Below are 25,825 nucleotides of genomic sequence, written 5' to 3' on the forward strand. Positions count from 1 at the left end.
ACAAACATGACTGCACAACTCATTGACGGCAACGCCCTCTCCAAACAACTGCGCGCCCAAGTCGCTGCCGACACGGCGGTCCTCAAAGCCAAGGGACTCACCCCCGGCTTGGCCGTAGTCTTGGTGGGCGACAACCAAGCCAGCCAGGTGTATGTGCGCAACAAGGTCAAGGCGTGCGAAGACGCGGGTCTGCATTCGGTGCTTGAAAAATACGAAGCCACCATGACCGAGGCCGAGTTGCTCGCTCGTGTGGACGCACTCAACCACGACGACAGCATTCACGGCATCTTGGTGCAACTGCCCTTGCCTGCGCACATCGATGCGCAAAAAGTGATTGAAGCCATCAGCCCCGCCAAAGACGTGGACGGTTTTCACATTGCCAGCGCCGGTGCGTTGATGACCGGCATGTCTGGTTTTTGGCCTTGCACACCGTATGGCTGCATGAAGATGCTCGAGAGCATTGGCTATGACCTCAAAGGCAAACATGCCGTGGTGATTGGCCGCAGCAACATCGTGGGCAAGCCGATGGCATTGATGCTCTTGCAAAAAGACGCCACCGTGACCGTGGCGCACTCGCGCACCCAAGATTTGAAAGCGCTCACCCTGCAAGCCGACGTCGTCGTAGCCGCCGTGGGCAAACGCAATGTGTTGACAGCCGACATGGTCAAACCCGGCGCGGTTGTGCTGGATGTGGGCATGAACCGCAACGATGAAGGCAAGCTTTGCGGTGATGTGGACTTTGACGGCGTGAAAGAAGTGGCGGGCTACATCACCCCTGTGCCGGGTGGGGTTGGCCCCATGACCATCACAATGCTCTTGGTCAACACCTTGGAATCAGCGCAACGGGCCTTATCTGAGAAGCACTAAATTTTTAGATCGATTTATGTCACACGCCAATCCACTGCTCAACTTCGTTGACCTCCCGTTGTTCGACAGCATCGAACCCGCACACATCGCGCCTGCTTTGGACGAACTGTTGCCTGCCGCAGATGCTGCTCTCGAGCAAGTGACGGCCGTCGACTTTCCTGCCGAGTGGAGCCGCATGGCTTCGGTGCTGGATGTGGCCACCGAACGTTTGAGCCGCGCATGGGGCGCCATCAGCCACTTGCACAGCGTGGCAGACACACCTGAGCTGCGCGCCGCTTATGCAGAGGCCCTGCCCCGTGTGACAGAGTTTTGGACCCGTTTGGGCGCAGATGAGCGCTTGTACGCCAAGTACAAGACCATGGATGTGAACAGCCTCAACGCAGAGCAAAAGCATGCCCACAGTTTGGCCATGCGCAACTTTGTGTTGTCAGGTGCAGAGCTCACAGGCTCAGCCAAAGAGCGCTTTGCAGCCATTCAAGAACGCCAAGCAGAGCTGAGCCAAAAGTTCAGCGAGAACGTGCTCGACGCGACCGATCAATGGTCAGCCATCGTCGCCGCCGAAGAGTTGGCCGGTGTGCCAGACGACGTGTTGCAAACCACACGCGCAGCGGCTAAGAAGGATGGCGTGGCTGGCCACAAGCTGAATTTGAAAATGCCGTGCTACCTGCCCATCATGCAGTTTGCGCACAGCTCGTCACTCCGCGAGAAGCTCTACCGCGCTTATGCCACGCGGGCGTCAGACCAATCTGAAGCCGTGCAAGCCGACAAGCCTGAGCAAGACAACACGAAGTACATCCAAGAAATTTTGGCTCTGCGCCAAGAAGAAGCCGAGCTGCTCGGTTACGCCAACTACGCCGAGGTGTCGCTGGCCGCCAAGATGGCGCAGTCGCCCGCCGAGGTGATGGCCTTCTTGCGCGACCTCGCCAAACGCGCCCGCCCCTACGCCGAGCAAGACGTGACCGAAATGCGCGCCTTCGCAGCTGAGCACCTGAACCTGCAAGACCCACAACCGTGGGACTGGCCGTACATCGGCGAGAAGCTCAAAGAAGCGCGCTACGCCTTCAGTGAGCAAGAAGTCAAACCATACTTCACTGCGCCTAAGGTGTTGGCAGGTTTATTCAAGATTGTGGAAACCTTGTTTGAGGTGAGCATTCGCCGTGACTCCGCGCCGGCTTGGCACCCTGCTGTTGAGTTCTATCGCATCGAACGTGCGGGCCAACTGGTAGGCCAGTTCTACCTCGACCCAGGCGCACGCGCAGGCAAACGTGGTGGCGCGTGGATGGACGATGTGCGCGCACGCTGGTTACGCCCCGACACAGGTGCATTGCAAACGCCTGTGGCGCACTTGGTATGCAACTTCGCTGAAGGCGTGAACGGCAAGCCCCCGCTCTTGACGCATGACGATGTCATCACCCTCTTCCACGAATGCGGCCACGGCTTGCACCACATGCTCACGCAAGTGAACGAGCGTGATGTTTCTGGCATCAGCGGCGTGGAGTGGGATGCGGTCGAGCTGCCCAGCCAGTTCATGGAAAACTTCTGTTGGGAGTGGAGCGTTCTGCGCCATATGACGGCACATGTGGATACGGGCGAACCGTTGCCCCGCGAGCTGTTCGACAAAATGCTGGCCGCCAAAAACTTCCAAAGCGGCTTGCAAACGCTGCGTCAAATCGAGTTCTCGCTCGTGGACATGCGCTTGCACACCGAGGGCGAAAAAGCCCAAGACTTCATGCAAGTGCTGCGCGATGTGCGCGCCGAAGTCGCCGTGCTTCAAGCCCCAACTTGGGGACGCACGCTACACACCTTCAGCCACATCTTTGCGGGCGGCTATGCGGCGGGCTACTACAGCTACAAATGGGCCGAGGTACTGAGCGCCGATGCCTATGCCGCCTTTGAAGAAACCGCCGCTGCCGATGGCACACCCAGCATCGACACCGGCCGCCGGTACCGAGAAACCATCCTAGAAGTAGGCGGTAGCCGCCCAGCGATGGAGTCGTTCAAAGCCTTCCGTGGCCGCGAACCTCAGCTGGATGCTTTGCTCCGCCACCAAGGTATGAGCGCCGCGCATTGAGCATCACCAAGGAATCGGTGCGCCTTTGTAGTCCACAAAGTGCGCAGCTGCTTTCGCTGGCAAACTATCCAAAGCACTGAGTAAACCCGCCACCGATTGCGCGGGCGTGAGGCAGTCTTGCGCGTTCACAAACGGCGCTGACAAATTGGATGCCACTGTGCCCGGCTGCATGGCGGCCACCACAAGTTGTGGGCGTTTGCGTGCAGCCTCAATGGCTGCGGTTTGCAACACCATGTTCATTGCCGCTTTGGCTGCACGATAGCCATACCAGCCACCTTTGCCGTTGTCGCTGATGCTGCCTACACGTGCCGATAGCTTGGCGTAGATGCTGCGCTCATCGGTGACCAGCAAAGGCACAAAGTGTTTGAGCAACAACGCAGGCCCAATGGTGTTGACTTCAAACGCACGGGCCAGTTGCGCAACATTGAGCGCGCCCATGTGTTTTTCTGGCCCATGCCCGTCGATCGTGAGTGCACCAGTGGCATCGATGATGAGGTGAAACGGACCTTGAGACGTCGAAGCGAGTTCAGCCGCCGCAGCCGCGATGCTGACCTCGTCCTCTAAGCGAAATGCAGGCTGCGAGCTACGCGACAGACCCACCACATGCGAGCAAGCCGCATCGGTTTGCAAAGCGTCAACAAACGCTCGCCCCAGCGCACCCGATGCGCCCAACACCAATGCGCAGTATGACGGGCCTAGGCTTTTCAAAACTCTAGCGTTTTCACACCGGCAGAGGTGCCCAGCAAACACACCTGCGCTTTTTGATACGCAAACACGCCAACCGTCACCACGCCCGGCCATTGGCTGACGGTGGCTTCAAATGCCACGGGGTCGGTGATTTTGAGACCCGTCACATCGACGATGTGTTGGCCGTTGTCAGTGACCAAAGGTTGACCGTCTTTCATGCGCACTTTGCCCGCACCGCTCATCGCCGCGAATTGGCGAATGATTTGCGCACTCGACATCGGGATAACTTCTACAGGCAACGGAAACGCGCCGAGCGTATCGACCAACTTGCTTTCATCGGCGATGCACACAAATTTTTTGGACAATGCGGCCACAATTTTTTCGCGGGTCAACGCCGCGCCGCCGCCTTTGACCATGTGGCCTTGGTGATCGATTTCGTCTGCACCGTCGATATAGACCGACAGGCTTTGCACCTCTGTCGCGTCAAACACTGGGATGCCCAAGGCTTGCAAGCGTTCGGTGGAAGCCACTGAGCTGGACACCGCGCCCTTGATTTGGTCTTTCATGCTGGCCAGTGCGTCAATGAATTTGTTGACCGTGGAGCCCGTGCCCACGCCCACCACCTCGCCAGGCACCACGTATTGCAGCGCGGCTTGGCCGACCAAAGTTTTCAATTCATCTTGGGTGAAAGTGGGAGTGCTCATCGGCGAAAATCCAGCAAAGAAGTTTTCAAAGTCTGAGATTATCCATGTCGTTACTGCCCTACTCGCTCGCCCGTCCGTTCTTGTTTGCCATGGACGCCGAAACTGCCCACGAACACACGCTGGCCATGTTGGCCCTCACGCAAAACACGCCGCTGTCTTGGGCCTACTGCCAAGAGCGTGTGCAAGACCCCATTCAACTGGCTGGCTTGAAGTTCCCCAACCGCGTAGGGTTGGCCGCAGGCTTGGACAAAAACGCGCATTGCATCGACGGTTTGGCCGCCATGGGTTTTGGCTTTGTTGAAGTGGGCACGGTCACGCCCAAGGGCCAGCCGGGTAACCCCAAACCACGCATGTTCCGTTTGTCCGAGGCCAACGCGCTCATCAACCGTTTGGGCTTTAACAACGAAGGCCTAGATGCGTTTTTGGCCAATGTGCAGCAAGCGCAGTTCCGCCACAAGGGCGGTGACACGCCCATGCTGCTCGGCCTGAACATTGGCAAAAACGCCGTCACGCCCATCGAGAACGCGGTAGATGACTACCTGATCTGCTTGAACGGCGTGTACCCGCATGCCGACTATGTGACGGTCAACATCTCCAGCCCCAACACCAAAAACCTGCGCGAACTGCAAAGCGACGAAGCACTGGATGCCTTGATTGCTTCCGTGGCCCAGCGCCGCAACGAACTCGCGCAACAACACGGCAAGCAAGTGCCGGTGTTCATCAAAATCGCGCCCGACTTAGACGAAGCCCAAGTGGCCGTGATTGCGGCCACCTTGAAGCGCCACTGCGTCACGCCCGACACAACGCTGGCCAACAGCTTGTGGGGCGTGATTGCCACCAACACCACCATTGCCCGCGATGCGGTGCAAGGTTTGGCGCATGCCGAAGAAACAGGTGGCCTATCAGGTGCGCCAGTGCTTGAGAAAAGCAATGCGGTCATTCGCCAGCTGCGTGCAGCGATGGGACCGAACTTTCCCATTATTGGCGTGGGCGGCGTGCTCAGCGGCGCAGATGCGGTGTCGAAAATTGAAGCGGGCGCGAACGTAGTGCAGATTTACACCGGCTTGATTTACAAAGGCCCTGCACTGGTCAAAGAAGCGGCTCAAGCGATTCGCAATCGCACTTGATCACGCAAACACGGTGCGATAACCCTCAAATCGCTTGGACCAATAGGCATTGTTCAAGCGCTCGGTTTTCACACCTGTGCGCTCGTTGGCTGCATGCACAAATTTCCCGTCGCCAATGTAGATGCCCACATGTGAGAACGATGGTCCAAGTGTGTTGAAAAACACCAAGTCACCTGGATGAGCTTGAGACACTTCGATGGCGCGCGTGGCCTCAGCCATTTGCGCGGCACTACCTTTCAAGGCAATGCCTGCCGACTCTCTGTAGACAAACGTCACCAAGCCTGAGCAGTCAAAACCGGTGTGGAGTTTTTTGCCGCCGTAGGTGTAGCCACGATCAAGCATGGCCATGGCTTGCATGACGATGTCTTGGCGCTTGGCTGGGTTATTGGGATAGCTCTGCGACGTGGAGGACGACTTGCGCGACAGCGACGAACACGCAACTAGCAAGGGCGTGAGACAAGCACTGAGAAACAAGCGTTTGTTCATACGCATGACTTTACTGCAAGGCGTTCACACTACCAAGAAAAACGGCCCCCGAAGGAGCCGCATTTCGAAGGTCTTGGAGAACCTTAAAAATTAACGCTTTTTCGCAGCAGGCTTGGCTGTCTTCAAAGCAGTTTCAGTCAAGTTTTTGTAGTTGGCTTCAGCAACATCGGTGGCTTGCTTAACAGCTTTTTGCACAGATTCCAACGCGTTGTTGCCGGCGGCAACAGCGGTTTTGAATGCGGCCACAGCAGCTTCAGAACCAGCAGGTGCATTCTTGGCAGCGTTGTCCACCATGTCGTGGAAAGCTTTTTGAGCTTCTGCCACTTTAGATTCCAAGTGACCTTGGAAGTGTGAGCCAGTACCGTTGGCGATCTCGACCAAATGACGGTTGTAGGCCACAGCCTTTTCGGCCAAAGGCTGGAACAAGCTGGCTTGCAAAGCCAACAACTCTTGCGCGTCTTTCACTGTCAACACAGCATTGGCTTGTTTTTGAGAGTCAGCCAATGTGGTTTTAGCAGCAGCCAAGTTCAACTCGATGAGTTGCTCAACGCCAGAGAATGCTTTGTTGGTCAAACCAACCAAAGTTTCCAAGTTGGCTTTGTTCGCAGCGATTACTTGTTCAGGTGTCAAAGTCATTTCATATCTCCAAAATTTAAAAGGATGTTCAAACTGCTCCGAACCTGCCCAAGTGGCTTAAGTTATGTTGCAGTGCAGCATAAGAGGTATTTTAGAGACAAGTTGGCCTTTGACAAGCCTTTCGCCCCCACTGGGTGCGCTTTTAGAGCTGACAGACTAAATCCTTCCCAAAGCCTCATTCCACGCTGTGCGCCCAGTGGTTTTTCCATTGCAAGCGGTATTGCTCAGCCAAGTCTTCAGATTTCAGCACGAGGAAATTCTCAGCATTACGGCTAGCTGCCGAGTTGGTGAAATTAAAGCTCCCCGTGATGACAATCGCTTGGTCGATGACCATGACCTTGTTGTGCGCAATAGCATGTTTGCCATCTTGGCGCAGCTCTATCTGCGCATCGCTCAAAACACCTATGACATAGCGGTTCGAGCTTTGGCTTTTCTGATCCAACAAGACCCGTACCCTCACACCCCGCTCATGGGCTCGTACCAAAGCTTGGGCAATGCCGTTGTGCGTGAACCCATAGGCTTGCACCAACACCTCACGCTCGCTCGCATCAATGGCTTTGACAATGGCCACCGCCGCATTGGCAGGCGGTGTGAAATACACACCCAACACCTCCACATCCATGTCTAAATGATCTGACTGGGCGTGAGCATGGAACGTCAACCAGCTCAAAGCAAAAGCTGACAAATACACAAAAAATCTCATAGTCGCAATCCTAAACTGCCAACTACGAATTTCTAGACTTTGACTTACACGCGACAGCGCAGATGGATCGCGGGCGGTAAAGTCACACTCGTTTTGAAAAAAATCACACCCACTTCCCACGCCCTCTCGCCCAGCACACGACGGGCGATTTTTTTGTTATCACTGGCCACCTTCTCTAGCATGGCCTTGCAACGCATCTGCGACCCCATGCTGCCTGAGTTATCACAGGTATTTCAGGCTTCCATCAGCGAGGTATCGCAAGTCATTTCGATGTTTGCCATCACCTACGGCTTGATGCAACTGTTCTATGGACCTGTGGGTGATCGATTTGGCAAATACCGAGTGGTGATGCTCGCCGCCATGATGTGCAGCGTGGGCGCTTTGCTCTCGGCGCTGAGTATGAATCTAGCGTTCTTGGTGGCTGCGCGTATGGGATCAGCTTTGGCCGCAGCCGCCATCATTCCGCTATCGCTGGCTTGGGTGGGTGACGTGGTGAATTACGAGCAACGTCAAGAGACGCTGGCCCGTGTAGGTTTGGGCACCATGCTCGGCATCACCGCAGGGCAGTTATTCGGCGGCTTGCTCACCGACACTTTGGGTTGGCGCTGGGCATTTGGCTTGATGGCCCTGACATTTGCCAGCGTGAGTTTTTTGCTGTGGCAACAACTCCCACACTTAGAGCAGATCCCCCCTCACGGGCATGCTCGGTCGGGGTTTTTCAAACAACTTCAAGAAGTGGCACACGATGCTTGGGCTCGCACGCTACTGACCATCGCGATGCTGGAAGGTGCCATGATCTTTGGCTTATTGGCCGTGACTGCCTCGCACTTGCACCACACCCATCACATCTCACTCACACTGGCAGGCGGCACAACGGCACTGTTTGGTTTGGGTGGCATGGCTTATATGGCCGCCGCAAAATCGGCAATCCGACGCTTTGGTGAAGTGGGTTTGGCCAAGTTTGGAGGCCTGTACTTTGGCATTGCTTTTGGGGTCGTCGCATTTTGTCCATGGTGGCAACTGGCCTTGCCCTCGTGTTTTATGGCGGGATTTGGATTTGCCATGTTTCACAACACCATGCAGGCCAAGGCCACACAAATGGTGCCCACGGCGCGCGGTACGGGCGTGACCTTATTTGCCGGTTTTTTGTTCTTAGGCCAATCTTTGGGCGTTTTGCTGTTCGCGACCTTGATGAACCACTTCAGCTCTGCCCATGTATTGGGAGCAGTCGCCATGGGGGTGATACTGCTCGGTGTGTTTTTTGCACAGGTCATTGCCAAGCGCAACGCCACACAAGCTGACCACGCTTAACATTGCACTATGACTCAAGACCTCGAACAACTCGCCCAACAACTTGAACAACATCCAGACTACCGCGTGCTTCGCCGACTCGTACCGGGTCGTGTGTTCAATACGCCAGCCCCTGGTCAGAAACTCAGCAAAGGCATCGTGCTAGACACCGAAACCACCGGCTTTGATGTTGCCAACGACCGCGTGATTGAGTTGGGCATGCTGGCCTTTGAGTTTGATCCCGTGTCAGGCGTGGTCTATCGCGTCACCGATGTGTTGGACGAGTTGGAAGATCCAGGCTTTCCAATCCCACCTGCCACCACGGCCGTGCACCACATCACCGATGACATGGTGAAGGGCTTGCGCATTGACGACTCACGCGTGGCTGAGTTTTTAAAAAATGTGGACGTGGTGATTGCCCACAACGCCCAATTCGACCGCCCCTTCGTCGAAGCCCGCTGGCCTTTGTTTGAACAACTCAACTGGGCTTGCAGTATCAAAGACATCGACTGGCGCGAAGAGGGTTTTGGCTCTGCCAAACTGGAATATTTGCTCACCACCCAAGGCTATTTCTATGAAGCCCACCGTGCCGAAGCTGATTGTTGGGCTTTGTTGGAGTTACTCAACTTGGTGTTGCCACAAAGCCAACAAACTGCTCTGCTAGCTGTCTTGCTCACGTTGAACCAGCCGCAGCAGAAGGTGTATGCCATCAACTCCCCGTTTGAAACCAAAGACAAACTCAAAGCCCGCAACTACCGATGGTCTGCCGACCTGCGCTGCTGGAGCCGTGTGCTGGCGGGCGATGCTGAAATGAAACAAGAGCTGGAATGGCTCAAGCATCATGTGTATGGAGGTCGTAGTGCACGCGTAGAACTCGAGACGTCGGGTGGCAAAGTGCGCTACTCGAACCGCGTGGGCCACAAAGAAGTGGTGACGCTATAAGCTTCAATCACGCTTTTAAGCATGCCAACCACCAACAAAAAGCCGGGCTAGCCCGGCTTTTTGTTTCAGTAGTTGGTAGGTTGCCAAGGCACTTGGCAAGTTGGAACGTTCGGGTAGAACTGTTGCGAGGTGGGACAAAAATACGCCACACGACTCGGAGGGGCGTATTGCTGCTGCACCACCACTTGCTGCGGCATCACATAGCTCGGTGTGCTGGCTGCGTATATGGCACTCCCGACAATGGCAGCACCAAGCACAGGACCAACCCAATTTCGGCCCCAATCACCTCGATAGCCATGGTCGACACGGTAGCCACCATGCACAGCGCCGTAATGGCCGCCATAGCCACTACCATGGCCGTAGCCATGCGCCTGCGCTGGCAGCGCCAACACGGTGGACAACAAACAAGCAAAGAGGACTGAGGCGCGTTTCATAAAGAACTCACTCGGTTAAGAAGTGTTTCTACAACGCGCGGTGCGAACAAACGGATGACAGCTTGACAAAAACCTCAGCGCATCACCACCAGCCAAGGACTGACACAGGTTTGCACCACGGGAAAGTATTGCCCTGTCTCGCGGCAATAGTAGGCCTCGACCGGCTGAGCCACGGGTTGACCATTCACCCATTGGGTCGGCTGGGGACTGGTCACAACCACAGCTGGCGGCGTGGTGACGATCACAGTCGAAGGCTGCACAGGTCGCGACAAATAAATGGATGTCCCCACAATGGCTCCACCCATCAACGCAGGGCCCCAGAAGTAGTCGCCACGGTAATAACCTCCGCGATACCCGCCATGTGGGCCGTGGGCCATGGCGGTACCAGCGGTAGCTGCCAACAACAAACTCAAAGCCAGAGTGCGAAATTTAGTCATAGCTTGCTCGCTTTCTTTCAATATGCCGATTGTGGTCTAGGTATGTAAACCATTCATTAAGTTTTCTAAAGCCAAGGCCACCCCGGCTAGCTGCGCATCTTGCCCAGCCAAGCCCGACACCATCAAGCCCACCGGCAATTCGCCTGCCTCATGGCAAGGCAAACTCCACGCGCAGCCGTCCATGTAATTGATGGTCGAAGGGTTTCGCAGCAACAAGCGGTTGACTTTGAAAAAAGCCTCGTCGTCTGTGAGAAGTGGCTGCGTGAGCGGCGCAACGATGGGCACTGTGGGACACAACATCGCATCAAAGCCGTGCAGCGTTTGTTGGGCCGCGGCTATCCAAGCATGACGGCGGTTGTGCAACTCTAGGTAGTCTTGTGCAGTGATGCCTTTACCCAACATCATGCGGGCGACCACTCGGGGATCGATCTGATGCCCCCCGCGCTCTAGACGTGCGTGATGCGCCGCGTAGCCCTCGATTGGCGAAAAACCACCCGGCATGCTCAGCGCGGCAATGTCGCCCAATGCTTTGAACGGGATCTCCACCACCATCGCTCCCGCATCGCTGATGCGGCGCAAAGTTCGTGCAAAGGCTTGTGCCACGGTAGCGTCCACATCATCCATCATCAAGGTTTGTGGCACAGCAAATCGCAGACCGCGCAAGTCAGTGGCATCGGTGGGCAATGGTTGTTGCGACAACACCGAATCCACCGCGAGACAAGCACTCACCGACCGGGTGATGCTACCCACCGTGTCCAGCGTGCGCGACAGCTCCATCACCCCCGTGCACGGAATACGCACTTGTGTGCTTTTGTAACCCACCAAACCGCACAGCGCAGCAGGAATGCGAATCGATCCGCCCGTGTCTGTACCAATGCCAGCATCTGCCATCCCCAAAGCTACCGACACTGCGGCGCCCGATGACGAACCACCGGGCACGCGCGCATGTGAGGGATCAGCAGGGTTAACAGGCGTGCCATGGTGTGGGTTGATGCCCACGCCCGAGAAAGCAAACTCGCTCATATTGGTTTTACCCAGCAGCAGCGCACCAGCATCGCGCAAACGCTGCACCACAGGTGCGTCACGCAACGCGGGGGCTTCACCTGCACACACCACGCCACCAGCCAGAGTGGTTTCGCCCGCCACGTCAATGTTGTCCTTGAGGGTGACACACACGCCGTGTAAAGCCCCTAGGTGACGGCCGTCTGTCACCTGAGCATCGCATTGCTGTGCGGTGGCCTGTGCACTATCGGCGTAGAGCTGGGTGAAGACATGTTGTGCTGACGGTTGGGCCGCAACTTCCAACGCATGCGCCACACGCTGCGCAGCAGAACTCGATGTATCAAAACAAGCTTGGGTCATGCGCTGGATTCTGCCTGATGCGCTTGTGTTCATGCCCCTACCTCACGCACTGCTTTGTTCGTGCGTGCTAGCCTATACCTATGTCCGATGCAATAGACACCCCCGCCCCTGAACTCACGCTCTACTACGATGGCCAATGCCCGTTGTGCGTGGCTGAAGTGGAGTTTTTGCAAAGCCGAAATTCGACTGGCCAACTGGCTTTTGTCGACATCACCCAAGCTGGCTTTGCAGCGGCTGGTCACAACATCTCGTGCGAAGCTGCGATGGCGCAGATACATGGCCGAACAGCCGACGGTCAAGTGCTGGTGGGCGTACCTGTATTTGCAGCCGCCTACAAACTGGCCCGACTACCTGTGCTGGCATGGTTGTTGTCACGCCGCTGGCTCATGCCCGTGTTGCAACCTGCTTATGTGCTGTTCGCCAAACACCGCCAAACCATCTCTAGGCGCATTGGGGCGGGTGTTTTGCGCTTTTCCAAGCGTTTTTTGCGTTGATTTTTGAGGTTTTTCTGCCCCGCTTGCCAGAACGGTTGATAAATTTGCGAAAATATCATCTTTGCCTCGAGAACTACAACGAATGTCACGCCCAGAAAAAACAGAAATCTCCAACGATGGTTTGCGCTACAAGTCGAAAAAAGGCGGTTCACCCTTCGAAGGCCTTGGCCGCACTGGCGACACCATGAGCTGCATCAAATGCGGCATCCACAAACCCCGCAACAATGGCTCCTTCAAGCGCATCTTGGGTTCATCCATGTTTGTGTGCTTTGACTGCAGCCCGCCCAAAAAAGACGCCGACGCAGCCGCCCCTGCAGCGACCAAAGAAAAAGCCAAGGCTTAATTCTTGATACCTCATAAAAAAGCGGCTCGTTGAGCCGCTTTTTTATTGCACCAAAGAAAAAGGCCCTTGCAAGCAAGGGCCGTTTCTATTTGGCTAGCTGCAAGTTACTCCACCCGCACCACCGCATTGGGCTTAAAGCCCAAGTCAGCCACTTTGCCCTTCTTGGCGCGTGCCGCTTTAGCATTATTCAAGCTGCGAATTTCTAGCGTTTCTTCGCGCACTTTGCCGCCACGGCCAATGCCTTCAATGCGCACGCTGCGTGTATACGCAGCCGCGCCCGCCAAGGTGTCTTTGGCTTCTAGGTCAATCAGCATCAAGCCGCGACCGCCCTTTTCCATCGCCTTGAGTTCAGACAACTCAAAGGTCAACACGCGGCCACCTGCTGAAGCGCACGCCACATGTGTGGCAGCAACGAACGGTTGAGAGCCAGAGCCACCGCTCACAGGCGATGGGCGACACACGGTTTCGCCGTCGCCTAAGGACACAAAGGCTTTGCCGCCTTTGTTGCGCGAGATCATGTGCTCGATGTTGGCCATGAAGCCGTAGCCACCCGTGCTGCTAAGCAAGTACGTGGCGCCTGCAGGGCCAGCGACATAGTGCAGCAATTGAGTGCCCGATTCCAAATCAATCAAAGTGGTTACGGGCTGGCCATCGCCACGCGCGCCGGGCAAAGCAGACACAGGCACAGAGTAGATCCGGCCATTGGAGCCAAACGCGATGAAGGTGTCCACCGTGCGGCACTCAAACGTGCCGTACAAGCCGTCGCCCGACTTGAAGGCAAATGCGCTGGCTTCGTGGCCGTGGCCCGTACGCGCGCGCACCCAGCCTTTCTCAGAGACCACCACGGTCACAGGCTCGTCGATGACCTTGACTTCGGCCACCGCTTTTTTCTCTTCTTGAATGAGCGTGCGGCGTGGATCGGCAAAAGTCTTAGCGTCGGCTTCGATTTCCTTCACCATCAATCGGCGCAGCGCCGATGGGTTGCCCACGATGTCTTCCAACTTAGCTTGTTCGTCGCGCAAGTCTTTCAACTCTTGCTCAATCTTGATGGCTTCCAAACGTGCCAGCTGACGCAGGCGAATTTCTAAGATGTCTTCGGCTTGACGCTCGCTGAGTTTGAATCGCTCGATCAGCGCCAGCTTAGGCTCGTCGCTGTTGCGGATGATGGCAATCACCTCGTCGATGTTGAGCAACACCAACTGGCGACCTTCCAAGATATGGATGCGGTCCAACACTTTGTTCAAGCGGTGCTGCGAGCGACGCAGGATGGTGGCAGAGCGGAACTCGATCCATTCGTTCAACATGTCGCGCAACGACTTGGGTACGGGGCGACCGTCAATGCCCACCATGGTGAGGTTAATGGACGACGAGGTTTCTAAGCTGGTATGCGCCAGCAAAGTGGTGATGAGTTCTTGCTGCTCAATGCGGCTGGTCTTGGGCTCGAACACCAAGCGCACCGGCGCGTCTTTGCTCGACTCATCGCGCACCACATCCAACACTGCCAACACGGTGGCCTTGAGTTGGGTTTGCTCAGCGCTCAGCGCCTTCTTACCCGTCTTGACCTTAGGGTTGGTGAGTTCTTCAATTTCTTCCAACACGCGTTGGCTGCTTACGCCAGGTGGCAGCTCGTTCACCACCAATTGCCACTGACCACGCGCCAAGTCTTCAATGACCCAACGTGCACGCACTTTGAGCGAGCCACGGCCTGTGCGGTACGCATCGGCAATGTCAGACGCGCTGCTGATGATTTGGCCGCCACCGGGATAGTCGGGGCCGGGCAAGATTTGCATCAGCTCGTCGTCGCTCAGCTTCGGGCTCTTGATGAGGGCGACGCACGCATCGGCCACTTCGCGCAGGTTATGGCTCGGAATTTCAGTGGCCATACCCACCGCAATACCGCTGGCGCCATTGAGCAAAGCAAATGGCAAACGGGCGGGCAACTGCTTGGGCTCCTCGGTGGAGCCGTCGTAGTTGGGCTGGAAGTCGACCGTACCTTCGTCAATCTCGTCCAACAGCAGAGAAGTGATTTTGGCCAGTCGGGCTTCGGTGTATCGCATGGCCGCAGCGCCATCGCCGTCGCGCGAACCAAAGTTGCCTTGGCCGTCGATCAGGGGGTAACGTTGCGCGAAGTCTTGCGCCATGCGCACGAGGGCTTCGTACGCCGCGCTGTCGCCGTGCGGGTGGTAGCGGCCCAGCACGTCACCCACCACGCGGGCGCACTTGACGGGCTTGGCGCCTGAGTTGCCGTTAAAGCCCAAGCCCATGCGGGACATGGAATACAAAATGCGGCGCTGCACGGGCTTTTGGCCATCGCACACATCGGGCAAGGCGCGGCCTTTGACCACGCTGAGCGCGTACTCAAGGTAGGCGCGTTGGGCGTAGTGGCCCAGCGCGATGTCGCCGTCGTTATCGGCGGCAGGCAGTTCGGGGGTTAACAAATCGGTCATACATCAATCTCAATCGAATCGCCATGCAGTTCCATCAGCTCGCGGCGTGCGGCGGCTTCGCCTTTGCCCATGAGTTGGGTGATCAAGCCTTCGGTGGCGGCAAAGTCCAACATGCCGAGTTGCACGGGCATGAGGCGGCGGGTGTCGGGGTTCAAGGTGGTGTCCCACAGTTGTTCAGCGCTCATCTCGCCCAAACCTTTGAAGCGGCTGATGCTCCACTTGCCCTCGGCCACGCCGTCTTTGCGCAGCTTGTCGAGGATGGCTGTGAGCTCGCCCTCGTCCAAGGCATACACCTTGGTGGCTGGCTTTTTGCCACGGGCTGGTGCGTCCACACGGAACAGCGGGGGGCGCGCCACAAACACATGCCCCGCTTCAATGAGCTTGGGGAAGTGACGGAAGAACAGCGTGAGCAACAACACTTGGATGTGCGAGCCGTCCACGTCCGCATCTGACAAGATGCAAATCTTGCCGTAGCGCAAGCCACTCAAATCAGGCGAGTCGTTAGGCCCGTGTGGGTCTACGCCAATGGCCACCGAGATGTCGTGAATTTCGTTGTTGGCAAACAGGCGGTCGCGCTCGACTTCCCAGGTGTTGAGCACCTTGCCGCGCAGCGGCAGGATGGCTTGGCTTTCTTTGTCGCGGCCCATCTTGGCGCTTCCGCCTGCAGAGTCGCCCTCAACCAAAAACACTTCGTTGTGGCTGATGTCGCGGCTTTCGCAGTCTGTCAACTTGCCAGGCAACACGGCCACGCCTGAGCCTTTGCGCTTTTCAACTTTTTGGCCAGCGCGTTGACGTGTTTGTGCGGCCTTGATGGCGAGCTCAGCCAGTTTTTTGCCGTAGTCCACGTGCTGGTTCAGCCACAGCTCCATGGTGGGTCGCACATAGCTGGACACCAAACGCACGGCATCGCGTGAGTTGAGGCGCTCTTTGATTTGGCCTTGGAATTGCGGGTCGAGCACCTTGGCGCTCAGCACATAGCTGGCACGGGCAAACACGTCTTCGGGCAAAAGTTTGACGCCCTTAGGCAGCAAGGCATGCAGCTCAATAAAACTCTTGACTGCATTGAACAAACCATCACGCAAGCCGCTGTCGTGCGTGCCGCCCGCGCTGGTAGGAATCAAGTTGACATAGCTCTCGCGCACAGGTTGGCCGTCTTCGGTAAAGGCCACCGCCCACGCAGCGCCCTCGCCTTCGGCAAAGCTGTCGTGGTTTTTGTCGGCATAGCCCTCGCCCTCGAACAAAGGAATCACGGGGTCGCCGTTGAGCGTTTGCATCAAGTAGTCGCGCAGGCCGCCTTTGTAGAGCCAGTTTTGGGTTTCTTTGTTTTTTTCATTGATGAGCGTCACGCTCACGCCAGGCATCAGTACCGCTTTGCTGCGCAGCAAGTGCACCAGCTCGCCCATGGGCAAGGCTGAGGATTCAAAGTATTTGGCATCGGGCCACACGCGCACAGTGGTTCCTTGCTTGCGGTCGCCGCTTTCTTGCTTGCGGGTGCTGAGTTTTTCCACCACGTCGCCGCCAGCAAACACCAAGCGGGCCACTTGGCCTTCGCGGTGGCTGGTGGCTTCCATGCGTTTGGCCAGCGCGTTGGTCACGCTCACGCCCACGCCGTGCAAACCGCCGGAGAAGCTGTACGCACCGCCTGAGCCTTTGTCGAACTTGCCACCCGCATGCAAGCGGGTGAACACCAGCTCAATGACGGGCGCTTTTTCTTCGGGGTGCATGCCAAACGGAATGCCACGGCCGTCGTCTTCGATGCTGACCGAGCCATCGCTGTGCAGCGTGACGGAAATCTTCTTGCCGTGTCCAGCGAGGGCCTCGTCGGCGGCGTTGTCCAACACCTCTTGGATGATGTGCAAGGGGTTGTCGGTGCGGGTGTACATGCCCGGACGCTGCTTGACGGGTTCGAGTCCTTTGAGGACGCGAATCGAGCCTTCCGAGTACTGGGGCGGTGTAGTGGGTTGCTTTGTTGCCATGGGGCGGCATTGTAGACAGTTTCAAATTTGATACTGTATAAAACAACAGACCGACAGTTTTCGTGAATTCGCCCCATTGAAAGCGCCAACGTGAAAGCCCCCGTGACAGCGCTTTGCCAGCACATTGGTTAAAGTCAATGCATGACCCACCCACACAAAACCCTGCCCATGTGGCAAGTACTGGCCTGCGGGGCCGCCATCGTCACCTTGTCCATGGGCGTGCGCCACGGATTTGGTCTGTGGTTGCAACCCATCACCCAAGCCCAAGACTGGACCCGTGAAAACTTCGCGATGGCGATTGCCATTCAAAACCTGACCTGGGGTTTTGCGGGCATTTTCTCTGGCATGTTGGCAGATCGCTTTGGTGCGTTTCGCGTCATCGTCACATGCGCCGTCTTTTATGCCCTGGGCTTGTTGGGCATGGCTTATTCGTCAACGCCCGCGCTCTTCACGGCCACAGCCGGTGTCTTGATTGGCATTGCGCAAGCTGGCACCACCTATGCCGTGATCTACGGCGTGATTGGCCGCAACGTGAGCGCTGCGAAACGCTCATGGGCCATGGGCGTGGCTGCGGCAGCGGGTTCGTTTGGTCAGTTTTTGATGGTGCCGACCGAGGGCTACCTGATCAGCACATTTGGTTGGCAAGAGGCGCTGGCATGGCTAGCCATGGCCGCACTGTTGGTCATCCCCTTGGCTTATGGTTTGCGCGAGCCAGGCTTTGCAGGCGGCGCTACGCCGCACCGTGAGCAGTCCATCATGCATGCACTGCGTGAAGCGTTTAACTACCGCAGCTTTCAGCTGCTGATGGCTGGCTACTTTGTGTGTGGCTTTCAAGTGGTGTTCATCGGTGTGCACATGCCCAGCTACCTGAAAGACCAAGGTTTGTCGCCCGAGGTGGCCAGCATTGCCTTGGCGCTGATTGGTCTTTGCAACGTATTTGGCACCTACATCTCTGGCAGCTTGGGCCAGCGTTTGGCCAAGCGCAAAATTTTGGCCTTTATCTATTTTTCGCGTTCAGTCGCGATCGTGCTCTTTTTACTGGCCCCCCTCACGCCCATGAGCGTGTACATCTTTTCTTCGGTCATGGGTTTGCTCTGGCTCTCCACTGTGCCGCCCACCAACGCGGTGGTGGCGCAGATTTTTGGCGTGGCGCATTTGTCCATGTTGGGCGGCTTTGTGTTCTTCAGTCACCAAATTGGCAGCTTCATGGGAGTGTGGCTGGGTGGCTACTTGTATGACAAAACCGGCAGCTACGACATTGTTTGGTACATCTCCATCGCACTCGGTGTGTTTGCTGCCTTGGTAAATTTGCCCGTGAAAGAAACTGCCATCGAGCGTGCACCTGCCGCTGCGATGGCCTGAATTTTCAAATGATGCTCATCTCACGCACATGGATTCGCCAAGCCTTGATTGGCTTGGCCTGCTTCGCTGCGCTGGTGGCGGTGATGTCGATGTATTTGCAGCCCGAGTTTTTGCTGACTTTGGCGAATCAGGTATGGGGATGTTTCTAAGATGAGTACGGTGCTTCACGGGCAAGAACCCACGTCGAATTGGGTCGCACGATGGACCCACCTGCTGCCAGCGGGTTGCAGCGTGCTGGATATCGCCTGCGGCCACGGCCGTCATATGCGACATTTTGCGGCCTTGGACCATCCTGTCACAGGCGTTGATCGCAACCCTGAAGCCATAGCCGCCGTCAGCTCCTTGGGTGAAACCATCTGTGCGGACATCGAAAACGGACCTTGGCCTTTGCCAGGGCGCACGTTTGGTTGCGTGGTGGTGACCAACTACCTGTGGCGACCACTTTGGCCACACATTTTGGCGAGCCTTGCGCCTAGCGGTGTACTCATCTATGAAACCTTTTCTAATGGCAATGCATCGGTAGGCAAACCCTCTCGCCCTGATTTTTTGCTGCATCAGGGTGAATTGCTGAATGTGTGCAGGGACCTTCGGGTGGTGGCCTTTCAAGAGGTCTTCATTCCCCAACCCGATCGCTTTGTGCAACGCATCGTCGCCGTACGGGAAACGCAAGACACAGAAACACCCGTGCGTTACCCACTTTCCAACTAAAAACAGCGTTTGCAATCGCTAGAATGAACGTTTTTCCTTGACCGAACTCGCGGACATGACACCCATTACCGGCAGCATCGTGGCTTTGACCACCCCCATGCACACAGACGGCAGCGTCGACTACCCCACCCTGCGCAAATTGATTGACTGGCACATCGCCGAAGGCACCGACTGCATTGGCGTCGTGGGCACCACCGGCGAGTCCCCCACAGTGAATGTGGAAGAGCACTGCGAAATCATCCGCGTGTCTGTAGAACAGGCTGCCAAACACACCGAGCGTCATGTGCCCATCATGGCTGGATGCGGCGCGAACTCGACCGCTGAAGCGATCGAGCTGGCCAAGTACGCCAAAAAGGTGGGCGCACATTGCCAGCTGCAAGTCGTGCCCTACTACAACAAGCCCACGCAAGAAGGCCAATACCTGCACTTCAAAGCCATCGCCGAAGCGGTGGACTTGCCCGTGATTTTGTACAACGTGCCCGGCCGCTCAGTGGCCGATATGGCACACGACACCGTGCTGCGTTTGGCCCAAGTGCCCGGCATCGTGGGTATCAAAGAAGCCACTGGCAACATCGAACGCGCCGAGTGGTTGATTCGTGATGTGCCCAAAGGCTTTGCCGTGTACTCCGGTGACGATCCAACTGCCGTGGCATTGATGCTGTGCGGCGGCCAAGGCAACATCAGCGTGACCGCCAACGTGGCCCCACGCTTGATGCACGAGCTGTGCATGGCTGCCATTGCGGGTGACGTCAAACGCGCCATGGAAATCCAATTTAAGTTGATGCCTGTTCACAAACACTTGTTTGTGGAAGCCAACCCCATTCCCGTGAAGTGGGCCATGCACCGCATGGGCCTTGCTGGCCCAACGCTGCGCTTGCCCATGACCGAGCTCACCAAGGCGAACGAGCCTGTGGTGGAAGGCGCATTGCGCGCTGCTGGTTTGATTTGATTTTTGAAAAGGCCTTGGCTGTGAAAAATTCTTTTGCTTCAAATCGCACAGCAGTTGCGCTGACCACTTTGGTGTTGCTCAGCGGCTGCGGCTCCATCATGGATGGAGACAAGGTCAACTACAAAACCCAAGGTGGCACCAAAGTTGTGCCTCTCGACATTCCGCCGGACCTCACCCAACTGAATCGTGACACACGCTATGCAGTGCCGGGTAGCGCCGTGACGGCGAGTGGCATGGCCAATCGTCCTGCGCCTACTGTTGCCGCTACAGCAGCCAAGCAAGTGAACGACGTGCGCATTGAGCGCGATGGCAAACAACGTTGGCTGGTGGTCAATCGATCAGCAGATGTTGTTTGGCCAATTGTTCAAGAGTTTTGGAAAGAAAACGGTTTTGAATACACCATTCAGCAGCAGCAACTTGGACTGCTAGAAACCGAGTGGGCAGAAAACAGGGCAAAAATTCCGCAAGATTTTGTGCGTCGAACGCTCGGCAAAGTTTTGGATGGACTCTACTCATCTGGCGAACGTGACAAATTTCGCACCCGCATTGAACGCAACAACTCCGGCGGCTCTGATATCTTCATCACGCACCGTGGCATGAGCGAAGAATACAAAGACAACTCAAAAACCAGCACAATTTGGCAGCCTCGCCCTAATGACCCCGAACTCGAAGCGGAGTTCTTGAGCCGTCTGATGATCAAGCTTGGCGTGTCTGCTGAACAAGCTAAAACTGCAACTGCGCAAACAAATGCATCGCCTAACAAGACCTCTTTGGTGACAAAAGGCGATGCGACGCAGCTGAATATTCCCGATTCGTTTGATGTTGCATGGCGACGTGTTGGCCTAGCCTTAGACCGCACAGGCTTCACCGTTGAAGACCGAGATCGCGCTCAAGGCTTGTATTTTGTGCGCTATGTCGATGTCGCGGCGAAAGAGGAAAAAGGCTTCTTTAGCAAGATGTTCAGCAGCACCCCTGAGGCAGGCCCCGTCAAATATCGCATTTACGTGCGCAAACTTGACAGCCATACAGAGGTGAGCGTCTTGAATGCCTCGGGTCAGTCCGAAAACACCCCCGTGGCGCAACGGATCCTGAAATTACTCTCTGACGATTTGCAGTAACTGCTCTCAAGAGGGTTTGGCGCGTGCTGCGCTTTAAAAATCTTGGCAGCGGGAGCTCAGGCAACGCCACGTTAGTAGAAGCGCGAAGTGGCGTCCACACCACTCGCTTACTCATTGACTGCGGCCTTCGGCTGCGCGAACTTGAGGTTCGCCTGATTGAAGCAGGCACCTGTGTCGAAGAGATCGATGGCATCTTCATCACCCATGAACATGGAGATCACATCGGCTGCGCGCGTAGTTTGACAAAACGATACGCTAAACCATTGTGGATGAGTCAAGGAACATGGCTAACCATTTCAAACGAGACGTGGCAGCCCTTTGAGCACATGGTGCGCTATGCAAAAGATGGTTGTGCTATCGAAATAGGCGCCTTACAGGCGATGCCCTTCACGGTGCCACATGACGCTAGGGAACCGCTCCAACTACGCTGTAACGATGGGAATCGTCACTTAGGCGTTGTGACCGACTTGGGTCATGCTTCCTCGCATGTGGTTGATGCTCTACAAGGGTGCCATGCACTCTTGCTTGAGGCCAACCACGATCCAGCACTTTTAGAAGCATCGGCGTACCCTAATTTTTTAAAGCAACGCGTCGCTGGTCCTTGGGGACACCTAGCCAATCAGGCCGCGGCTGAATTGCTCGCTCGTATTCAACACCCTAAGCTGAAGCACGTTCAAGCCGCACACTTGAGCGAACGCAACAATACGCCTGCATTAGCACGTTTGAGCTTGAGCGAGGCTTTAGGGTGCGCACCAGAAGACATTGATGTCGCTGACCCAATCGATGGCTCTCATTGGATTGAGGTCTAAAAAAAAACCGCATACCGAATTAGCCATGAAAAAAGCCACCCACAGGTGGCTTTTGCAGTCAGTTCGAAAACTGATTACTTGCTGGCAGCGTCAGAAGCTGGTGCAGCGGCTTCAGAAGCAGCAGCAGAAGCGGCTTCAACTGGAGCAGAAGCTGCAGCAGGAGCGGCTTCAACAGCAGGAGCTTCTTTTTTGCCGCAAGCGACGAGAGCGGCAGCAGCCAACAAAGATGCCAACAGGATTGACTTGTTCATTTCGATATTCCTTAAAGGGGGATGAAAACAATTTCCGGAAATTGCTGTGGTTTGCACCACAACCGAGCAGATGGACTCGAGCCCGCCAACTCAGACTTCAATTATAGGGTAAATCCTATAATTGTTCAAAAACAATGTCAGTTACGCGTCAATCTCACTAAATTTAGTTTTTACCGTGCAACCAACCATCGTCACACCACTCCATCAGCAGGCTTAAAGCCTCAGAACTGGCATTTTTGAGCTCATCCTCTGTTAACTCTCGGCAATCTGCCAAACGGCGCATCAGCGCCGCATCCCGGCCTGCGGCTCGCCAACTGTCCCCATTCAGGAAGATATGGTGATCGTCGTACATCATCTTGCTTCGTCGGTCTAAACGCACAGAGACCAGTCGATCGGGCATCTCCCCCATCTCAAACCAGACATTGGCTTTGGGCTCTGTCAAATACTCGCCCAAAGCACGTTGAAGAGATTTAGGATCTTTTAACGATTTTTGCAACGCATTTTTTGCAAAATCAATCAATCCCTCAGGCATGGCCGCTGGCTTTGCAACAGCTGGTTGCGAAGCATCTTTGTACAAATCGCAGCCAACCGCATCTTCCGCGCCTTCGCTCAAGCGGACCAACAGTTCACGTGCCAAATCGCCGGCTTGAGGCACACGAAACCCAATCGAGTAGGTCATGCACTCACCTTGTGCAATGCCATCGTGTGCGTAGCGCGGCGGCAAGTACAGCATGTCACCGGGGTTGAGCACCCAATCATGTTCGGGCTTGAAATTCGCCAAAATCTTCAGCGGCATATCGGGCACCAAGGACAAATCTTTTTGCCGACCAATGCGCCAGCGGCGCTGGCCGTGGGCTTGCAACAAAAACACGTCATAGCTGTCAAAGTGCGGCCCTACACCGCCGCCTTCAGTGGCGTAGCTAATCATGACATCGTCTAGACGGGCGTCTGGGATGAAGCGAAATTGCTGCATCAAAGCAGCCACACGGTCGTCGTGCAAATCCACGCCTTGCACCAACAAAGTCCAGTCGCGGTCGGTGAGCTTGGGGATTGCGCGGCGTTTGAACGGGCCGCGCTGCATTTGCCAGTCGCGTTTGCCGCCATTGGAGCCAATCACCAAGCGAGATTCGACCTCGTTGTGTTCGGCCAAGTCGAACAGCTCAGGACGGCTGAGCAAGGCTTTGAATTCCGGAATGGCCTGGCGTACCAGCAAAGGTTTGCGCTGCCAATAAGTGCTCATAAATTCGGCGGGGCTGATGCCGCCGAGCAGGGTCAGGGGTTTATTCACATGCATCGTGCGACAATTTTGCCCTATGGAAATTACACAACACTGCGTGGTCGGCTTAACTTGGACCTTGAAAGACACTTTGGGCGAAGTGCTCGATGAATTAGACAGCCCAGTTGAATTTTTAGTGGGTGGCGATGACCTGCTGGCCAAGATCGAAGAAGCCCTGCAAGGCCACAGCGTGGGAGACCACATCGACTTGCAACTCGAACCCGAGGAAGCCTTCGGCGACTATGACGAAAACTTGGTGTTTTTAGAAGCGCGTTCGCGCTTTCCGAAAGAGCTGGAAGAAGGCCACACGCTTGAAGGGCACGCGCTGCCACAAGGCTGCAACCCAGATGCACCGCAAGATTTGCTCTACACCGTCACCGAGATCTACCCAGAACACGTGGTGCTTGACGGCAACCACCCGCTCGCGGGAATTGCCATTCGCATTCACCTCGATGTGCAGGCTGTGCGTGAAGCCACGCAAGAGGAACTTGAGCGCGGCACTTTAGGGACAGGCTTCTTCAAAATTGAGCCGCAAGCACCGGGTAGCGATCTGTTGCACTGAGATCTATCTCTGCACATCAAAAAAGCAGCCCGAGAGCTGCTTTTTGTTGGGCTCTTAACTTCGCATTGCCAACGTTTTACTTCTTACCGGTCGAGCCATAACCGCCCTCGCCGCGCTCGGTCGCGCCCGCAAACTCATTCACCACATTGAACTGGGCTTGCACCACTGGCACGATGACCAACTGCGCTAAACGCTCCATGGGTTCCAGTGTGAATGCCACATCGCTGCGGTTCCAAGCGCTGACCATGAGCTGGCCTTGGTAATCGCTGTCAATCAAGCCCACCAAATTACCCAACACGATGCCGTGCTTATGACCGAGGCCTGAGCGAGGCAAGATAAGCGCAGCATACGCAGGGTCGGCCAAATGAATGGCGATGCCCGTTGGCACCAATTGCCAAGCGTTAGGTTCGAGCGTGATGGGTGCATCCAAACAAGCACGTAAATCTAAGCCAGCGCTGCCAGGTGTGGCGTATTGCGGCAGCTGTTCAGCCATGCGGGGATCGAGAATTTTGACGTCGAGTTTCATAGTGCTTCAAATGAAAAATTGAGTGTGAAAAATTAAGGGTTCAAACGGCGGGCAATCTCACCCACCAATTGACGCGCCAAGGTCAGTTTGTTGGCATGCGGCAGTTCTTGGTGGCCGTGTGCGTCCACCAACAACAAAGCGTTGTCATCCAAGCCAAACGTCGCAGGGCCGATGTTGCCGACCAACAGCGGCACGCCTTTGCGTTCGCGTTTGGCCGTGGCATGCTTGAGCAAATCATGACTTTCAGCGGCGAATCCCACGCAATACAAAGCACCGCTTTGGGCACGCGCCGATTGCGCCACGCCAGCCAAGATGTCTGGGTTTTCAACAAAGTTCAGTTGCGGTAACTGACCAGAGCCGTCTTTCTTGATTTTTTGCCCAGCCACACTGGCCACACGCCAATCGGCCACGGCAGCCGTCGCCACAAACACTGAAGCCGCATCCACATGCTTGGCCACAGCAGCTTGCATGTCCAATGCCGAGCGCACATCCACACGTTGCACGCCGCGCGGCGTAGGTAAACGAACGGGACCAGCGACCAAGGTCACTTGCGCACCTGCTTCGCGCGCTGCGCGAGCAATTGAGAACCCCATCTTGCCACTGGACAAATTGGTGATGCCGCGCACGGGGTCCATGGCCTCGTAGGTAGGGCCTGCTGTAACAAGCACATGCTGGCCTGCCAAGACTTTGGGTTGGAAGAACGCGATGAGGTCTTCCAAAATTTCTTCTGGCTCCAGCATGCGGCCGTCACCGGTTTCGCCACAGGCTTGTTCGCCCTGCCCTACGTCTAAGACATGCGCACCGTCTGCGGTAAGTTGCGCCATGTTGCGTTGCGTGGCGGGGTGCTGCCACATTTCGCGGTTCATGGCAGGAGCCAAGATCAAAGGCACGCGCTCAATCGGTCGGGCTAGGCACATGAGGCTGAGCAAATCATCGGCACGACCATGCAGCAGTTTGGCCATGAAGTCGGCGCTAGCGGGAGCAATCAAAATGGCATCAGCCTCACGGCTCAAGTTGATGTGCGCCATGTTGTTGGGCTCACGCGCATCCCATTGCGAAACATAGACCGCGCGATTCGACAAGGCCTGTAACGTGACTGGTGTGATGAACTGGGCCGCAGCCTCAGTCATCACCACTTGCACCGTCGCCCCAGCTTTCACCAAAGCGCGGCACAGCTCCGCCGCCTTGTAGCAAGCGATGCCACCGCTCAAACCCAAAACAATGTGTTTATTTGACAGATCAGACATGGGTGGCAATG

The 25,825-nt window shown here is 56.1% G+C and carries 28 protein-coding genes; 14 read left to right on the forward strand and 14 right to left on the reverse strand.

The features are described from left to right. Positions 1-6: 6 nt before the first annotated feature. Both folD and QMG27_RS07145 read left to right on the forward strand, forming a co-directional pair. A complete protein-coding gene (folD, locus tag QMG27_RS07140; protein WP_281810378.1) occupies positions 7-867 on the forward strand; it encodes a bifunctional methylenetetrahydrofolate dehydrogenase/methenyltetrahydrofolate cyclohydrolase FolD in 861 nt (286 codons plus the stop codon). A 16-nt stretch (positions 868-883) separates the two neighbouring features. After that, positions 884-2,938, forward strand: coding sequence for a M3 family metallopeptidase (locus tag QMG27_RS07145; protein WP_281810379.1), 2,055 nt, complete (start codon positions 884-886; stop codon positions 2,936-2,938). Between the two features lie 3 nt (positions 2,939-2,941). Here QMG27_RS07145 and QMG27_RS07150 read toward each other — a convergent pair whose 3' ends face one another. Beyond that, positions 2,942-3,646 carry an SDR family NAD(P)-dependent oxidoreductase gene (locus QMG27_RS07150; RefSeq protein WP_281810380.1) on the reverse strand — a complete coding sequence of 235 codons (705 nt, stop codon included), beginning with the start codon at positions 3,644-3,646 and terminating at the stop codon, positions 2,942-2,944. Continuing rightward, on the reverse strand, positions 3,643-4,329 hold the full coding sequence (gene rpiA / locus QMG27_RS07155; protein WP_281810381.1) for a ribose-5-phosphate isomerase RpiA: 687 nt from the start codon (positions 4,327-4,329) through the stop codon (positions 3,643-3,645). Before rpiA ends, QMG27_RS07150 begins: the two co-directional genes overlap by 4 nt. A gap of 44 nt (positions 4,330-4,373) precedes the next feature. Between rpiA and QMG27_RS07160 the strand changes: the two genes are divergently transcribed. Next, the gene (locus QMG27_RS07160; RefSeq protein WP_281810382.1) at positions 4,374-5,456 is read left to right on the forward strand and encodes a quinone-dependent dihydroorotate dehydrogenase; all 1,083 of its coding nucleotides are present in this window, start codon (positions 4,374-4,376) and stop codon (positions 5,454-5,456) included. Here QMG27_RS07160 and QMG27_RS07165 read toward each other — a convergent pair whose 3' ends face one another. The 3 genes from QMG27_RS07165 to QMG27_RS07175 form a co-directional block, all read right to left on the reverse strand. Next, a complete protein-coding gene (locus QMG27_RS07165; protein WP_281810383.1) occupies positions 5,457-5,948 on the reverse strand; it encodes a C40 family peptidase in 492 nt (163 codons plus the stop codon). It abuts the gene before it with no gap. A gap of 84 nt (positions 5,949-6,032) precedes the next feature. Then, positions 6,033-6,578 carry a phasin family protein gene (locus QMG27_RS07170; RefSeq protein WP_281810384.1) on the reverse strand — a complete coding sequence of 182 codons (546 nt, stop codon included), beginning with the start codon at positions 6,576-6,578 and terminating at the stop codon, positions 6,033-6,035. Between the two features lie 175 nt (positions 6,579-6,753). Further along, positions 6,754-7,281, reverse strand: coding sequence for a phospholipase D family protein (locus tag QMG27_RS07175; protein ID WP_281810385.1), 528 nt, complete (start codon positions 7,279-7,281; stop codon positions 6,754-6,756). Positions 7,282-7,434: 153 nt separating this feature from the next. Here QMG27_RS07175 and QMG27_RS07180 point away from each other — a divergent pair, with 153 nt between their 5' ends. Then, positions 7,435-8,592: an MFS transporter gene (locus tag QMG27_RS07180; RefSeq protein WP_281810386.1), complete on the forward strand. Its 1,158-nt coding sequence runs from the start codon at positions 7,435-7,437 to the stop codon at positions 8,590-8,592. Between the two features lie 9 nt (positions 8,593-8,601). After that, entirely contained in the window at positions 8,602-9,513 is a 912-nt protein-coding gene (locus tag QMG27_RS07185) for a 3'-5' exonuclease (protein ID WP_281810387.1), read from the forward strand. A gap of 65 nt (positions 9,514-9,578) precedes the next feature. Here the strand turns inward: QMG27_RS07185 and QMG27_RS07190 are convergent, their stop codons facing one another. The 3 genes from QMG27_RS07190 to QMG27_RS07200 form a co-directional block, all read right to left on the reverse strand. Next, positions 9,579-9,947, reverse strand: coding sequence for a hypothetical protein (locus tag QMG27_RS07190; protein WP_281810388.1), 369 nt, complete (start codon positions 9,945-9,947; stop codon positions 9,579-9,581). 74 nt (positions 9,948-10,021) lie between these two features. Then, entirely contained in the window at positions 10,022-10,384 is a 363-nt protein-coding gene (locus QMG27_RS07195) for a hypothetical protein (RefSeq protein ID WP_281810389.1), read from the reverse strand. Positions 10,385-10,420: 36 nt separating this feature from the next. Further along, a complete protein-coding gene (locus tag QMG27_RS07200) occupies positions 10,421-11,746 on the reverse strand; it encodes an amidase (RefSeq protein ID WP_281810390.1) in 1,326 nt (441 codons plus the stop codon). A gap of 80 nt (positions 11,747-11,826) precedes the next feature. On the opposite strand from QMG27_RS07200, the gene QMG27_RS07205 reads away from it, so the two are divergent. Then, positions 11,827-12,240, forward strand: coding sequence for a DUF393 domain-containing protein (locus QMG27_RS07205; protein ID WP_281810391.1), 414 nt, complete (start codon positions 11,827-11,829; stop codon positions 12,238-12,240). A gap of 82 nt (positions 12,241-12,322) precedes the next feature. Next, a complete protein-coding gene (locus QMG27_RS07210) occupies positions 12,323-12,583 on the forward strand; it encodes a hypothetical protein (protein ID WP_281810392.1) in 261 nt (86 codons plus the stop codon). 104 nt (positions 12,584-12,687) lie between these two features. Here the strand turns inward: QMG27_RS07210 and parC are convergent, their stop codons facing one another. Both parC and QMG27_RS07220 read right to left on the reverse strand, forming a co-directional pair. Further along, positions 12,688-15,030 carry a DNA topoisomerase IV subunit A gene (gene parC / locus QMG27_RS07215; RefSeq protein ID WP_281810393.1) on the reverse strand — a complete coding sequence of 781 codons (2,343 nt, stop codon included), beginning with the start codon at positions 15,028-15,030 and terminating at the stop codon, positions 12,688-12,690. Beyond that, entirely contained in the window at positions 15,027-17,006 is a 1,980-nt protein-coding gene (locus QMG27_RS07220) for a DNA topoisomerase IV subunit B (RefSeq protein WP_281810394.1), read from the reverse strand. Before QMG27_RS07220 ends, parC begins: the two co-directional genes overlap by 4 nt. A gap of 141 nt (positions 17,007-17,147) precedes the next feature. Here QMG27_RS07220 and QMG27_RS07225 point away from each other — a divergent pair, with 141 nt between their 5' ends. From QMG27_RS07225 to QMG27_RS07250, 6 genes are read left to right on the forward strand one after another with little or no spacing between them, the layout of a single operon-like run. Next, positions 17,148-18,368, forward strand: coding sequence for an MFS transporter (locus QMG27_RS07225; RefSeq protein ID WP_281810395.1), 1,221 nt, complete (start codon positions 17,148-17,150; stop codon positions 18,366-18,368). An 8-nt stretch (positions 18,369-18,376) separates the two neighbouring features. Further along, a complete protein-coding gene (locus QMG27_RS07230; RefSeq protein ID WP_281810396.1) occupies positions 18,377-18,517 on the forward strand; it encodes a hypothetical protein in 141 nt (46 codons plus the stop codon). A gap of 1 nt (position 18,518) precedes the next feature. Then, the gene (locus QMG27_RS07235; RefSeq protein WP_281810397.1) at positions 18,519-19,076 is read left to right on the forward strand and encodes a class I SAM-dependent methyltransferase; all 558 of its coding nucleotides are present in this window, start codon (positions 18,519-18,521) and stop codon (positions 19,074-19,076) included. Between the two features lie 55 nt (positions 19,077-19,131). Continuing rightward, the gene (dapA, locus tag QMG27_RS07240) at positions 19,132-20,025 is read left to right on the forward strand and encodes a 4-hydroxy-tetrahydrodipicolinate synthase (RefSeq protein ID WP_281810398.1); all 894 of its coding nucleotides are present in this window, start codon (positions 19,132-19,134) and stop codon (positions 20,023-20,025) included. Positions 20,026-20,045: 20 nt separating this feature from the next. Next, positions 20,046-21,143: an outer membrane protein assembly factor BamC gene (bamC, locus tag QMG27_RS07245; protein WP_348773615.1), complete on the forward strand. Its 1,098-nt coding sequence runs from the start codon at positions 20,046-20,048 to the stop codon at positions 21,141-21,143. A gap of 23 nt (positions 21,144-21,166) precedes the next feature. Then, positions 21,167-21,952: an MBL fold metallo-hydrolase gene (locus tag QMG27_RS07250; protein WP_281810399.1), complete on the forward strand. Its 786-nt coding sequence runs from the start codon at positions 21,167-21,169 to the stop codon at positions 21,950-21,952. A 74-nt stretch (positions 21,953-22,026) separates the two neighbouring features. On the opposite strand, the gene QMG27_RS07255 is transcribed toward QMG27_RS07250, so the two are convergent. Both QMG27_RS07255 and QMG27_RS07260 read right to left on the reverse strand, forming a co-directional pair. Next, entirely contained in the window at positions 22,027-22,203 is a 177-nt protein-coding gene (locus QMG27_RS07255; RefSeq protein ID WP_281810400.1) for a hypothetical protein, read from the reverse strand. Between the two features lie 163 nt (positions 22,204-22,366). Further along, positions 22,367-23,497: a cupin domain-containing protein gene (locus QMG27_RS07260; protein WP_281810401.1), complete on the reverse strand. Its 1,131-nt coding sequence runs from the start codon at positions 23,495-23,497 to the stop codon at positions 22,367-22,369. 19 nt (positions 23,498-23,516) lie between these two features. Between QMG27_RS07260 and QMG27_RS07265 the strand changes: the two genes are divergently transcribed. Then, positions 23,517-24,041 (forward strand): FKBP-type peptidyl-prolyl cis-trans isomerase, encoded by a 525-nt coding sequence (locus tag QMG27_RS07265; RefSeq protein WP_281810402.1) that lies wholly within the window; start codon positions 23,517-23,519, stop codon positions 24,039-24,041. Between the two features lie 76 nt (positions 24,042-24,117). Here QMG27_RS07265 and dut read toward each other — a convergent pair whose 3' ends face one another. Beyond that, positions 24,118-24,567: a dUTP diphosphatase gene (gene dut, locus QMG27_RS07270; protein ID WP_281810403.1), complete on the reverse strand. Its 450-nt coding sequence runs from the start codon at positions 24,565-24,567 to the stop codon at positions 24,118-24,120. A 32-nt stretch (positions 24,568-24,599) separates the two neighbouring features. Then, positions 24,600-25,814: a bifunctional phosphopantothenoylcysteine decarboxylase/phosphopantothenate--cysteine ligase CoaBC gene (gene coaBC, locus QMG27_RS07275; RefSeq protein ID WP_281810404.1), complete on the reverse strand. Its 1,215-nt coding sequence runs from the start codon at positions 25,812-25,814 to the stop codon at positions 24,600-24,602. Positions 25,815-25,825 lie beyond the last annotated feature (11 nt).

The sequence above is a fragment of the Limnohabitans sp. MORI2 genome, assembly GCF_027925025.1.
Classification (GTDB): domain Bacteria; phylum Pseudomonadota; class Gammaproteobacteria; order Burkholderiales; family Burkholderiaceae_C; genus Limnohabitans.